Genomic DNA, 13,118 nt, shown 5'->3' on the forward strand with positions numbered 1-13,118 from the left:
CGGATTGATCCGCTTCCGGCGAGCCTGATTCGATTCACCCGCTGCCAACGCTCCCTTCAGGTATCGCCGCCCACTTCATGTTTCGAGGGCTTTATGGGTATCGCTGCCAGCGAACTGTGCCGTTATGTGATCCGTCCGACATTGATTTACCTCGGACGCCATAGCGCGACTGCCGAAGCCCTGTTACTGGGCATCGCCGCCAGCCAGTCAGCCCTCGGCTCCGCCCTGCATGACCGCCGTGGACACGGCCTGTACCGAATCGCCGAACCCCGCCATCAGGCTCTCTGGGATCACTACCTGGCATTGGACCCGGAGCGCGCGAGCCTCGTGCGCGGCCTCGCCAGTCAGCATGCCTTTCTCAGTGGGCCGCACCTGGAATTGACCGTCAACCTGCGTTACGCCACTGCCATCGCCTGGCTGCTGGTAGAAGAACAGAACACCCCACTCCCCGCCGCGGATGACTTGTTGGGTATGGCCCGAATCTGGCGCCAGACTTTTCAGCCTCAAGGACGCCTGCGCGACTTTACCTACGCCTGGAAAACCTGTGTTTCACCAATGAATCAGGTCGCCTGCTGACCCACCGGTTTCCAAAGATCCTGTAACGGGTCGCGAATTCGGTCGGATTGTCCTACAAAACCGCTCTAACTCAAGCCATACAGCCTATAGCGCTGGGACGAAAATGTTGGTAATTTTCGCCCCGGTGATCACCAGGAGTTCTAATAATGAAAAAAGTAATGCTCAAAACCACACTCAGCCTCGCTGTTACCTTGGCATCCACCCAGATTTTCGCAAGTGGCTTTGCCATCAACGAACAGAGCATCAGCGGGATGGGTACAGGTTTTGCCGGGCGATCTTCCTCTGCCGATGACGCAAGCACTATTTTTGGCAACCCTGCCGGCATGTCCCGCCTCAAGCGCGAACAAGTCACCGGTGGTGCTGCATTTCTCGACGCACACACTGACATCAGCCACGCCAGCTCCAGCCCGAACAGCGGCAGCAACGACGGCGACATGGTTCCGTTCATCGCCGTGCCGATGGGTTACTACGTCAAGCCAATCGACGACCACTGGGCATTCGGTATCGGCATGTACGCGCCGTTCGGCCTGGTGACCGATTACGAGAACAACTTTGCCGGCCGTTACTTCGGCAGCAAGAGCGAAGTTAAAATCGTCACCCTGCAACCGACAGTCAGCTACGCCTTCAACGACAAGGTGTCCATCGGTTTCGGTCCGACCATCAACCGTATTGACGGCACCCTGGAATCGAACCTCTCGATCACCCAGGCCGCGCCGGACGGCAAGGTCAAAATCAAGGGTGACGACACCGCACTGGGCTACAACATCGGTGTGCTGGTTCAAGCCACCGACAGCACTCGCGTCGGCCTGACCTACCACTCGAAAGTGAAGTACAAGCTCGAGGGTGACACCAAGGTCAACTACAACGTGCTTGGCCTGGTCGGTCAGAATCCAAGCCAGAAGTACGACGCCTCGCTGGACCTGACCACCCCAGAATCGGTGGACTTCTCGGTCACTCATCAGCTGGACGACCAGTGGACTCTGTACGCAGGCAGCACCTGGACTCGCTGGAGCCGCCTGAAAGAAATCACCGTCGATAACAAGGGTGTTCCTGCCATCCTGAACGGCCAGTTCGGTACCATCACCGAAGAACAGAACTGGCACGACACCTGGGCTCACGCCATCGGCGCGTCCTACCAGTTGAACAAGCAATGGGTACTGCGTACCGGCCTGTCCGTCGACCAGGCGCCGACCAATAACGTCGATCGCTCCCCACGCATCCCGACTGGCGATCGCAAGATTTTCAGCCTGGGCGCCGGCTGGAGCCCGACCGACGACCTGACCATCGACGTGGCGTACTCGTACCTGCGTGAAGAGTCAGTCAAGGTCAGCAACAGCAACAACCGTGGCCAGAGCTACGACGCCAAGTATGAAAACTCGGCGAACGGTTTCGGTGTTGGCGCGACCTACCGCTTCTGATGATTCACGGCGAGCCTGAAACGCTCGCCGACTGAATCTAAAAAGCCCTGCTCTCTTGTACAGAGGCGGGGCTTTTTAGTGGGCGCAAATCAGGGCTGGGAAGCCAGGGCTTTTTCCACCGCTGCAATGAACTCGGGATCATCGGGCTTGGTCAGGCTGGAGAAATTGGCAATCACCTTGCCCTTGCGATCGACCACGTATTTGTAAAAATTCCACTTCGGCGCGCTGGTCTGTTTGGCGAGGACCTTGAACAAGTGAGTCGCGTCATCACCGCGGACTTTCTGCGGCTCAGTCATGGTAAACGTCACGCCGTAGTTCACGTAGCAGACCTTGGCGGTCTCAGCGCCGTCCTTGGACTCTTGCTTGAAGTCATTGGACGGAACACCGATCACCTCCAGCCCCTGGTCCTTGTAACGCTGATTCAGCGCCTCAAGGCTTTTGAACTGCGGGGCAAAACCACAGAAGCTTGCGGTATTGACCACCACCAGCGGTTTACCCTCAAACCGTTGGCACAGGTCGATGGATTCCTTGGCGCGCAACCTGGGCAACGAGCCCTGCAACAGCTCCGGGCACTCGGCCGCTTGTGCCAATCCGGTAAACGCCACCAGCAACGCGGGGACTGCAATCCAGCGCATCAACATGTCGGTGCTTCCTTGATCAATGGTCACAAACGAAGTTACTCGCCCACGCCTGTTTCTAGCAAGCACCCATACCCAACTGCATCAGCGCCAACCCGCCCTGATGCCAGCCCCACCAGGCCAACGCCAGCAGCAAGGCGCCGACAGCGACTACTGCAATCCGCGGCCAGAGACGGTTCATATCGCGCTCAACCGGGTTTGCAGGCGCGCTACCGGCTGCTCACGCACCGGCCAGTTCAGGGCTGCGGCCAACAGGCTCAAGAGAATCGCCACTTGCCAGATCAAGTCATAGCTCCCGGTTCGGTCATACACCACCCCACCCAACCAGCCACCGAGGAACGAACCGAGCTGGTGAAAGAGGAAAACAATCCCACCGAGCATGGACAGATTTCGCACACCGAACAAGGTCGCCACCGTGCCGTTGGTCAACGGCACAGTCGACAGCCACAGGAAGCCCATCGCCATGCCAAACAGGTACGCGGTGGTCGTGGTGACCGGTGCCCACAGGAACAACGTAATCACCACCGCCCGCAGCAGGTATAAACCAGTGAGCAAGCGCGGTTTGGACATGCGACCGCCGAGCCATCCTGCGGTGTACGTGCCGAAGATATTGAACAACCCGATTAGCGCCAGCACCGTGGTGCCCACCGTGGCCGGAAGGTGCTCGTCCACCAGGTACGCCGGCAAATGCACGCCGATGAACACCACCTGGAAACCGCAGACAAAAAAGCCGAACGCCAACAACCAGAAACCCGAGTGGGAGCAGGCTTCGTGCAGCGCTTCGGAGAGGGTTTGTTCATGGCCGAGGACTGGCAGCGGTTTGTCCTTGAGCATGCTCACCAGCGGGATAATCAGCGCCACCAGCAGGCCCAGCACCAGCAGTGCCGCAGACCAGCCAAGCCAGCCGATCAACCCCAGCGTACCGGGCAACATCGCGAACTGACCGAAAGAACCGGCGGCGCTGGCGATGCCCATGCCCATGCTGCGTTTCTCCGGCGGCACGGCACGGCCGACCACGCCGAGGATCACCGAGAACGAAGTGCCCGACAGACCGATGCCGATCAACAGGCCCGCACTCAGGGACAAGGTCACGGCCGAGTCGGACAGTCCCATGAATACCAGCCCCAATGCATACAGAACACCACCGACCAACACCACTTTCGCCGCGCCGAAGCGATCAGCCAGCGCGCCGGTGAAGGGCTGCGCCAGGCCCCAGATCAGGTTCTGCAAGGCAATGGCAAACGCAAACGTCTCACGGCCCCAACCGAACTCGGCACTCATGGGTGCCAGAAACAAGCCGAAGCCGTGGCGCACGCCCAAAGACAATGCCAGGATCAGCGCACTCCCCACCAACACCCAACCGCACGTACGCCACATCGATGTCATTCTTATTCTCCGGTAGCGGGTATATACCCGCTTAAGATCGGAAAAACCGGCATCACGCCAGTTCGTCCAGCAATCGCAACAAGGTTTCGCGCTTCTCGGCGCCCAAACGATCGACCAACCGCTGCTGCGCCGCTTCCCACGCAGGCAAGGCCGCGGCCAGGCGATCGGCGCCCGCCTCGGTCAGCCGGACGATGCGATTACGCATGTCCTCGCCCTCGACCAGCGTGACCAGGCCCTCACCTTCCAGCACCCGAAGATTGCGCCCCAGGGTGCTGCGGTCCAGGCCCATGGCTTCGGCCAGGGTGGAAATACTCGGTTCATTCAGGCGCTGCAGATTGCACAGCAAAGAATACTGGGCAACGTTGATCCCGAAGCCGTCGAGAGCGCCGTCGTAATGCCTGCTGACGCCACGGGCGGCGCGACGCAGGTTGATGCATAAACATTGAGAGTCGAGCATGGTGCGTGTATATACCCGCGAGTGTGTTAAATCAAGTTACAGAAGGGTTTAATCAGCGATATAGAAATGTCTGGCAGACCGCTATCGCGAGCAGGCTCGCTCCCACAGTGGATCTTCAGTGGACGTTGAATTTATGTACGACGCCATCAATGTGGGAGCGAGCCCGCTCGCGATGAGGCCGGCACATCCAGCCCACAAACCATCAGACCAACGCCAATCCTACCAGCACCGCCATCTCCATCAACTCCAGCATCGCCCCAGCCGTATCGCCCGTCGTCCCGCCCAATCGCCGCAGCATCACCTGCCTCAACCAAACGAACATCACCCCCGCCAGCAAAAGCGCCCAGACACCGCTGACTCCAGCGATCAAAACACAAGCCAACGCACTGACCGCCAGCACCTGTTTACCCACAGAGCGCGGCAGATGATCGGCCAACGCCTGCCCCAACCCGCCGGCACGCACATACGGTGTGGTCAGGAACAATCCCAGCATCGCACTGCGACCAATCAGCGGAACGATGATCAGCACAACGCTGTGCTGCTGCTCGATCAACGCCAGCAACGCGGCGAATTTGAGCAGCAACACCAGCACCAGCGTCACCACCGCAATCGGCCCACTGCGCGGGTCTTTCATGATGGTCAGCGTGCGCTCACGGTCGCCAAAGCCACCGAGCCAGGCATCGGCGCTATCGGCCAGACCGTCCAGGTGCAACGCGCCGCTGAGCAATACCCAAACAGTCAGCAACAACGCGGCGTGAAGCAACAGAGGCGTGCCAAGCAACAGCCAGTTCAGCGCCCATAAAAGTGCGCCGAACAGCAGTCCGACCAGCGGATAAAACAGCAGCGACCGACCCAGTTCCTGAGGAGCGGGCATGCCGGGCAGGCGAATCGGCAAACTGCTGAGAAATTGCAGGGCGATCCAAAAGGGCAACATGGTCAGATCGCTTCCTTGAGAATGACGCCTGACTCGACGCTCAACGAAAACAGCGAGCCATGGCCGACCTCGACATTCAGCAACTGCTCTCGCGGCAAACCCCGCGCCTGCGCCAGCAACAAGCGCATGACGCCACCATGGCTGATCAGCAAGATCCGTTCGCCCGCATACGCTGCGTGCAAGCGCTCCACCGCCGCCAGCACCCGCGTCGAAAATTCCTCGACCGGCTCACCCTCAGGCGGCGTAAAGGAATAAGGATCGGCCCAGAACAGACCCAACCCCTCGGCGTCAGTCTCCATCAATGCCGCCGCGCTCTGCCCTTCCCAGGCACCGAAGTGCAGTTCTTGCAGATCTTTGTCGAGGTGCACTGGCAGCCCCAGCTGCGCACCGAGCTCATGCGCAAACCGCGCACAACGTTGCAACGGTGAACTGATCAACCGATCCCACGGCCCTTGCTCGACCACCGCCGCGCGCATCTGCTCCCAGCCCTTGGCGGTCAGCGCATCGTCGAGGCTGCCGCGCAAACCGCCACCGAGTTCGGTTTCACCGTGGCGCAGAAGATCCAGACGCAACGTCATGCTGGACGATCCGCCACCGCTGCTTCGGCAAAGGTTGCCATCTGCCCGTGAAGATCGCAGGCCAGACGCAGCAACGGCACAGCCAACGCGGCGCCACTGCCCTCGCCCAGACGCAGGCCGAGGTCCAGCAGTGGCTCGGCATTGAGGGTTTCCAGCACATGACGATGGCCCGGCTCGGCACCGCGATGGCCGAATAACAACCACTCACGGCATTCAGGGTTCAAGCGCACCGCCACCAACGCGGCGACGCTGCAAATAAAGCCATCCACCAACACTGCAACGCCTTCCTGGGCGCACGCCAGATACGCACCGACCAACGCCGCAATCTCAAAACCGCCGAGGTTGAACAGCGTCTGCAACGCATCACCGCGCTGAGCGCCGTGCAATGCCAAGGCACGTTCGATGACCTGGGCTTTATGGCTGACCCCCGCCGCGTTCAAACCGGTGCCCGGCCCGGCCAGATGCACCACCGGGCAATCGAGCAAGGCACAGGCCAGCGCGCTGGCCGCGGTGGTGTTGCCGATGCCCATCTCGCCGCCGATAAACAACTGCGCACCGGCGGCGACCGCACGCTGCACGCTGTCGCGACCGGCCTGCAAGGCGAGTTCGCCCTGGGCCTGAGTCATGGCCGGACCTTCGACGAAATTGGCGGTACCCGCACCAATGTTGAGGTGACGCACGCCTGGCAGGCTCAACGATGGCGTCACCGTGCCGAGATCCACCACTTCCAGGGAAGCGCCGAGCTGGCGCGCCAACACGCTGATTGCCGCGCCACCGCTGACAAAGTTATGCAGCATCTGCCCGGTGACTTCCTGAGGAAATGCCGACACGCCCTCAGCCACAACGCCATGGTCACCGGCAAAAATGGCAATCCACAGTTGCTCAAGACTCGGTTTGACCTGCCCCTGCAGCCCCGCCAATTGCACGGCCACCGATTCAAGTTGGCCGAGAGAACCGGCGGGTTTGGTCAGTTGCTGTTGACGTGCCTGCGCCTGTTCGACGGCTTGAGCGTCGATCGGCTTGCATGGGTTCAGCCACCAGGATTGAGTCATAACGCGGTTCCTTTCAAAGTCAGGGGCAGACCGGCGACGGTCAGGACGACACGTTGGCAGCGCTCGGCCAGGGCTTGATGCAGCCAACCGGCTTCATCGACATAGCGGCGAGTCAATTCGCCCAGCGGCACGACACCCATTCCGGTCTCGTTGCTGACGAAAATGATTTCACCCGGCAAAGAAGCCAGGCAGTCCAGCAGGGCTTCGCGTTCTGCGTTGAGGCGTTCGTTGTCGTCGAGCATCAGCAGATTGGTCATCCACAGGGTCAGGCAATCCACCAGCAGGCAACGGTCGGCGCGGGCGCTTTCGCGCAAAACGCGGGCGAGTTCGACCGGTTCCTCGATCAACGCCCATTCGGCTGGACGACGGGCGCGGTGATGGGCAACCCGCTCGTTCATTTCACCGTCCAGCGGTTGGCTGGTGGCGATGTAGGTGACCTGAAGCTGGCTGTCTGTCGCGAGTTTTTCAGCGAGGCGACTTTTGCCGGAGCGGGCGCCGCCGATGATCAGTTGCAGCATGGTTACATCCTATAAATGTTCGGTGTAACTACTGGCCTCTTCGCGGGCAAGTCGGATCGCCGCACCGCTCGCTCCTACAGGTGGCAGCAGTGCTTTTGTAGGAGCGAGCGGTGCGGCGATCCGACTTGCCCGCGAAGGCGTCCTCTCATCCACCTCAAATCCCGCAGAGTTCACGCAGCAATCGGGTATCCAAATGCTTCTCCACCAGATCCGCCAGCCGCTCGATATCGCGCTCGCGCAACCCGTGGTAGTCCACTTCTTGCACATCCTGCAAACCCGCCCAGCGCAGCAGCGCACTGCACGCTGCCGGGGATTCAAACAGGCCATGCAGGTAGGTGCCGAAAATCTGCCCGTCAGCACTTTGCGCACCCTCGCAGCGACCATCGTCCAGCTGCACGGCAGGGTTTTCCAGCGCCGGCCCGGTGGTCACGCCGGCATGAATTTCGTAGCCGCTGACTTCAGCATTTTCCAGCGCCAGATGGCCGCGCACATTGCGCAATTGCTTCTCTTCTTCGAGCCGGGTTTCGAACGCCAGCAAGCCCAGGCCGGCACTGGAACCCGGCGCGCCTTCGAGGCCCAGCGGGTCATGCACCTGCTCACCGAGCATTTGCAGACCGCCGCAGATCCCCAGCACTTTGCCGCCGTAGCGCAGATGACGGCTGATGGCCGTGTCCCAACCATTGGCGCGCAAATACGCGAGGTCGCTGCGCACGCTCTTTGAGCCGGGGAGAATGATCAGATCCGCCGGCGGGATCGCCTGACCGGGGCCAATGAATTGCAGGTCCACTTGCGGATGCAGGCGCAGCGGATCGAAATCGGTGTGGTTGCTGATGCGCGGCAGTACTGGCACCACCACTTTCAGCACGCGCTCAGCCTTGTCGGTCTGGCGCTGATCGATGCCGTCCTCGGCTTCCAGGTGCAGATCCATCACATACGGCAGAACACCGATCACCGGTTTGCCGGTGCGCGCTTCCAGCCAGTCCAGCCCCGGTTGCAGCAAGGCGATGTCGCCGCGAAAACGGTTGATGACGAAGCCTTTGACCCGTGCCTGCTCGGTGGGCGACAGCAGTTCCAATGTACCCACCAAATGCGCGAACACCCCGCCGCGGTTGATGTCGGCGATCAGCACCACCGGGCAATCCACCGCTTCGGCAAAGCCCATGTTGGCGATGTCGCCGGCACGCAGATTGATCTCGGCCGGCGAGCCCGCGCCTTCGACCATCACCACCGGATAGCCCGCGCTCAATCGTTCATGGGAGGCCAGCACCGCCTGCATGGCGATGGCTTTGTAGTCGTGATAGGCAACCGCATTCATCGTCGTGACCGCGCGACCATGAATGATCACTTGGGCGCCGGTATCGCTGTTGGGTTTGAGCAGCACCGGATTCATGTCGGTGTGCGGCTCAAGGTTGGCGGCCTGGGCCTGCACGGCCTGGGCGCGGCCGATCTCGCCACCGTCGGCGGTCACGGCACTGTTGAGCGCCATGTTCTGCGGCTTGAACGGCACGACACGCACGCCATGACGCGTGACCCAGCGACACAACGCCGTCACCAGCGTGCTTTTACCGGCGTCGGACGTGGTGCCCTGCACCATTAACGTGGTCATTGGAATTCCTTAGCGAAGGCCTGAAGTGCTTGTTCTAGACGCAGCCAGTCCGCCTCATCCGCAGGCAAGCCGAAACGCACGCTGCTGTTGTGGGCGAACAACCGCAGCAAGATGCCACGTTGTGCCATGAACTCGTGAAGCGCTTCGGCACGCTCGGTGATCAGCCATTGAAACAACGCGCAGCCACCCTGCGGCTGCAAACCATACTGCCCGAGCAAAAGCGCCAGGCGTTCGCTGGCCGCTTCGCTGCGCACCCGCTGCCTGGCGTGGCCTTCGGTGTCAAGCAAACAGGCTTGGCCCAACACCCGTGTCGGCCCACTGACCGCCCAAGGCCCCACCTGCTCGGCGAGCAATTTGAGCAGCTTGCGCTCAGCCAGCACAAAGCCCAGCCGCACACCGGCCAGGCCAAAAAACTTGCCGAAGGAGCGCAGCACGATCAAGCCGACCTGATGGGCAAACGGCGCCACGCTCAGATGCGGCGTGTTGTCCATGAACGCCTCGTCCACCACCAGCCAGCCGCCGCGCGAGGCCAGCCGGGCATGCCAGTCGAGCAGACGACTCGGGCTCAGGCTCAGGCCCGTCGGGTTGTTCGGATTGACCACCACCAGTACGTCGAGGCTGTCGATATAGAAGTCGACTTCCTGCTCCAGCACTTCGCGCACGATGTAGCCATTGAGCCGCCACGCTTGCGCGTGTTCGGCGTAGCACGGCGACAGCACGCCGACCTTGCCGGCTCGACGCAAACGCGGCAGCAACTGGATGGCCATTTGCGAACCGGCGACCGGCAGCACCTGGGCGGCGCCGTAATAGTCGCAAGCTGCCTGCTCCAGGCCGTCATCGGTTTCCGGCAAGCGCGCCCAGGCCCGCAGCGGAATGTCCGGGATCGGGAATGGCCACGGCGCGAGGCCGCTGGACAGGTCCAGCCAATCGGCTTCGGCAATGCCGTATTCGAGCGCCGCCTTGCGCAACCGGCCACCGTGCTCAAGCATAGAATTCAGCTCCCACGCAGAGAATCAGCAGCCATAACCATACCCCGCGCTGGACCAATTGCCAGCCACGGTCGATGGAGTCGGCATCCGCTGGCACACCTTCGCCCAGTTGCGGGCGCTGATGCAGTTCACCGTGATAAATCGCTGCCCCGCCTAACTCGACGCCGAGTGCACCGGCACCGGCCGCCATCACAGGGCCAGCGTTCGGGCTGTCCCAGGTCGGGCCCTGGGTGCGCCAGCATTTCAACGCCAGTCGGGTTTTGCCCAGCAACGCGTAGGTCAACGCCACCAGGCGCGCAGGAATGTAGTTGAGGACATCGTCGATCTTCGCCGCGGCCCAGCCGAATCGTTCGAAGCGTTCGTTGCGATAACCCCACATCGCATCAAGGGTGTTACTCAAGCGATAGAGCACCACGCCGGGCGCGCCGGCCACGGCAAACCAGAACAACGCGGCAAACACCGCGTCGCTGCCGTTCTCCAATACAGATTCAGTGGCGGCGCGGGCGACTTCGGTTTTATCCAGCTCGCTGGTCTGACGGCTGACCAGATAGCCGACACGTGTGCGCGCCTCGTCCAGATCACCACTGCGCAGGGCCTTGGCCACCGGCTCGACGTGTTCACCAAGGCTGCGCATGCCGAGGGCGCAATAGAGCGCAAGAATCTCGACTATCCAGCCGACATAGGGCGCCCAGGAAAACGCCGTGGCCAGTAACGTCAGCGGCAATACTGCAATCACCCAAGCGGTGACACCATGGCTGCGCCAGCCACGCCCCTCACCATTGAAACGTTGCTCGATGCGGTCGGCAAAACGGCCGAACGCCACCAGCGGATGCCAGCGTCTGGGTTCACCCAGCAGCGCGTCCAGCGCCACCGCGGCGACACTCAATAACGCCACACTCATTGACTCACTCCCCAATAATTTTCATACAGCAACTCACTGAGCGGACGCGCCTGCGCCCACCCTTCGAGTACCAGCATCGGCGCCGGATAGAATTCCTTGACCGGGCCGAGGCAAAGAACCGCCAATGGCTTGGCCCCGGGCGGCAAACCCAGCAGATCCGCCAGCGCTTGCGGCTCGAACAGCGACACCCACCCCATGCCCAGACCTTCGGCGCGAGAGGCCAGCCAGAGGTTCTGGATAGCGCAGGACAACGAGGCCGTGTCCATTTCCGGCAAGGTGCGACGCCCGAAGATGTGGCGCTGGCGATCGTCCATCAACGCGGCGACCAGCACCTCGGCGCAGTCGTTGATGCCTTCGACTTTAAGTTTCATGAATTCGTCGGTGCGCTCGCCGAGGGCTTCGGCGGTGCGAATGCGTTCTTCTTCCACCAGTTGCTGGATCTTGCTGCGCAGTGTGCGGTCGCTGATGCGGATGAAACGCCAGGGCTGCATCAAGCCGACGCTGGGGGCCTGATGGGCGGCTTCGAGCAGGCGCCGTAGCAACTCGGGCTCGACCGTGCCGCCGCTGAAGTGGCGCATGTCGCGGCGTTCGGCAATTGTCCGATAAACCGCTTCGCGTTCGGCTTGGCTGAATGCGTTGTCAGTCATGGCCTCTTCGCGAGCAAGCCCGCTCCCACAGTGGACCGCATTTCTTCAGGCAACACATTTTCAACTGTGGGAGCGGCGGTGCGACGATTCGACTTGCTCGCGATGGCGGCCTCACGGTCAGGCGCAAACAATGCAGCTACAGCGGAAGGATTGGACGGAAAATAAAAATGCACATAAGAGGCGGTCATCCGCCCCTCACGATAAACCGCCTCCGCCCCTCGCCCGCCGTTCGGGCTCAAGCCACGAGCAATCGGCTCAAGCTCGGTGCTGGTCAGCGAGTGGTGATACGTATGCCCGCGCAACGAACCTTCCGGCAACTCAACCGCTTGCAACGCCAGCGCCGCCAGACGCTTTTGCATCACCGCATCACCGGCCAGCAAACCGACCAATTCAGCGCGAGTGCCTTCGACGTCGGTCAACGAATCAAGCAGGTACAACATCCCGCCACACTCGGCCAACAACGGTTTGCCGGCGGCATGATGGGCGCGGATCGCATCCAGCATCGAGGCGTTCTGTGACAGCACCACATGGTGCAGCTCCGGATAACCGCCCGGCAGATAAAGACTGTCAGCCTCCGGCAAATCAGCATCGCGGATCGGCGAGAAAAACAATAATTCGGCGCCCATGGCCCGCAGCAAATCCAGGCTCGCGCCGTAGGTGAAGGCGAACGCTTCATCACGGGCCACGGCGATTCGCACGCCGACCAGCAAAGGCTCGGCGACGATTATTTCAGGCGCCGCGAATTCCACGGGCGGCGGCAGCGCTACATCGCAACTGCTGGCCAATGATTCAGCCGCCGCATCGAGGCGCAGGTCGAGATCGTTCAACTCGCTGGCCTGGACCAGACCGAGATGACGACTCGGCAATTCGATTCCGGTCTCGCGCGACAACGCGCCGTACCAGCGCAAGCCCTCAGTCAGGCTGCCTTCGAGCAATTGTGCGTGGCGCAACGTGCCCACACGGTTAGCCAACACGCCGGCAAACGGCAAATCCGGCTGATACTTCGCCAACCCCAACGCCAGCGCACCAAAAGTCTGCGCCATCGCCGTTCCGTCGATCACACCGAGCACCGGCACACCGAAGTGCCGCGCCAAGTCCGCGCTGGACGGCGTGCCGTCGAACAATCCCATAACGCCTTCGATCAGGATCAGGTCGGCTTCACCGGCGGCTTCCCACAACAGTCGGCGACTTTCCTGCTCGCCGACCATCCACATGTCCAGTTGATACACCGGCGCACCGCTGGCGCGCTCGAGAATCATCGGGTCGAGAAAGTCCGGGCCGCACTTGAACACGCGAACCTTGCGCCCCTGATTGCGATGCAAACGGGCCAGCGCGGAAGTGACGGTGGTCTTGCCCTGACCGGAGGCCGGCGCAGCGATCAACACCGCCGGGCAATGACGGATGCTTTTCATAAAATA

The 13,118-nt window shown here is 61.5% G+C and carries 15 protein-coding genes; 2 read left to right on the top strand and 13 right to left on the bottom strand.

The window, feature by feature from the left end:
* The first annotated feature begins 93 nt into the window (after positions 1-93).
* Positions 94-576, top strand: a complete 483-nt coding sequence (locus EYC95_RS21915) for a hypothetical protein (protein ID WP_131062186.1) — start codon at positions 94-96, stop codon at positions 574-576.
* A gap of 146 nt (positions 577-722) precedes the next feature.
* Positions 723-1,994 carry an OmpP1/FadL family transporter gene (locus tag EYC95_RS21920; protein ID WP_131062187.1) on the top strand — a complete coding sequence of 424 codons (1,272 nt, stop codon included), beginning with the start codon at positions 723-725 and terminating at the stop codon, positions 1,992-1,994.
* An 89-nt stretch (positions 1,995-2,083) separates the two neighbouring features.
* Here the strand turns inward: EYC95_RS21920 and EYC95_RS21925 are convergent, their stop codons facing one another.
* The 13 genes from EYC95_RS21925 to EYC95_RS21980 all read right to left on the bottom strand — a co-directional run bounded on the left by EYC95_RS21925 (position 2,084) and on the right by EYC95_RS21980 (position 13,112).
* Positions 2,084-2,635: a glutathione peroxidase gene (locus EYC95_RS21925; protein WP_131062188.1), complete on the bottom strand. Its 552-nt coding sequence runs from the start codon at positions 2,633-2,635 to the stop codon at positions 2,084-2,086.
* Between the two features lie 55 nt (positions 2,636-2,690).
* Positions 2,691-2,813, bottom strand: coding sequence for a hypothetical protein (locus EYC95_RS30715; protein WP_255142658.1), 123 nt, complete (start codon positions 2,811-2,813; stop codon positions 2,691-2,693).
* Positions 2,810-4,018: an MFS transporter gene (locus EYC95_RS21930; protein WP_131062189.1), complete on the bottom strand. Its 1,209-nt coding sequence runs from the start codon at positions 4,016-4,018 to the stop codon at positions 2,810-2,812. The genes EYC95_RS30715 and EYC95_RS21930 overlap by 4 nt, the downstream gene beginning before the upstream one ends.
* A gap of 52 nt (positions 4,019-4,070) precedes the next feature.
* Positions 4,071-4,475 (bottom strand): MarR family winged helix-turn-helix transcriptional regulator, encoded by a 405-nt coding sequence (locus tag EYC95_RS21935; RefSeq protein WP_131062190.1) that lies wholly within the window; start codon positions 4,473-4,475, stop codon positions 4,071-4,073.
* 202 nt (positions 4,476-4,677) lie between these two features.
* Entirely contained in the window at positions 4,678-5,409 is a 732-nt protein-coding gene (locus EYC95_RS21940) for an adenosylcobinamide-GDP ribazoletransferase (RefSeq protein WP_131062191.1), read from the bottom strand.
* Positions 5,410-5,411: 2 nt separating this feature from the next.
* The gene (gene cobC, locus EYC95_RS21945; RefSeq protein WP_131062192.1) at positions 5,412-5,987 is read right to left on the bottom strand and encodes an alpha-ribazole phosphatase family protein; all 576 of its coding nucleotides are present in this window, start codon (positions 5,985-5,987) and stop codon (positions 5,412-5,414) included.
* Entirely contained in the window at positions 5,984-7,039 is a 1,056-nt protein-coding gene (gene cobT / locus EYC95_RS21950) for a nicotinate-nucleotide--dimethylbenzimidazole phosphoribosyltransferase (RefSeq protein WP_131062193.1), read from the bottom strand. Before cobT ends, cobC begins: the two co-directional genes overlap by 4 nt.
* Entirely contained in the window at positions 7,036-7,557 is a 522-nt protein-coding gene (cobU, locus tag EYC95_RS21955) for a bifunctional adenosylcobinamide kinase/adenosylcobinamide-phosphate guanylyltransferase (RefSeq protein WP_131062194.1), read from the bottom strand. The genes cobT and cobU overlap by 4 nt, the downstream gene beginning before the upstream one ends.
* Before the next feature lie 154 nt (positions 7,558-7,711).
* Positions 7,712-9,163 (bottom strand): cobyric acid synthase, encoded by a 1,452-nt coding sequence (locus tag EYC95_RS21960; RefSeq protein ID WP_131062195.1) that lies wholly within the window; start codon positions 9,161-9,163, stop codon positions 7,712-7,714.
* Positions 9,160-10,152 (bottom strand): threonine-phosphate decarboxylase CobD, encoded by a 993-nt coding sequence (gene cobD / locus EYC95_RS21965; RefSeq protein ID WP_131062196.1) that lies wholly within the window; start codon positions 10,150-10,152, stop codon positions 9,160-9,162. The genes EYC95_RS21960 and cobD overlap by 4 nt, the downstream gene beginning before the upstream one ends.
* Positions 10,145-11,053 carry an adenosylcobinamide-phosphate synthase CbiB gene (cbiB, locus tag EYC95_RS21970; protein ID WP_131062197.1) on the bottom strand — a complete coding sequence of 303 codons (909 nt, stop codon included), beginning with the start codon at positions 11,051-11,053 and terminating at the stop codon, positions 10,145-10,147. The genes cobD and cbiB overlap by 8 nt, the downstream gene beginning before the upstream one ends.
* Entirely contained in the window at positions 11,050-11,700 is a 651-nt protein-coding gene (gene bluB, locus EYC95_RS21975; RefSeq protein ID WP_131062198.1) for a 5,6-dimethylbenzimidazole synthase, read from the bottom strand. Before bluB ends, cbiB begins: the two co-directional genes overlap by 4 nt.
* Positions 11,697-13,112, bottom strand: a complete 1,416-nt coding sequence (locus tag EYC95_RS21980) for a cobyrinate a,c-diamide synthase (RefSeq protein ID WP_131062199.1) — start codon at positions 13,110-13,112, stop codon at positions 11,697-11,699. The genes bluB and EYC95_RS21980 overlap by 4 nt, the downstream gene beginning before the upstream one ends.
* Positions 13,113-13,118: the final 6 nt, after the last annotated feature.

This window comes from Pseudomonas sp. BGI-2 (assembly GCF_004310295.1).
Taxonomy (GTDB): Bacteria; Pseudomonadota; Gammaproteobacteria; order Pseudomonadales; family Pseudomonadaceae; genus Aquipseudomonas.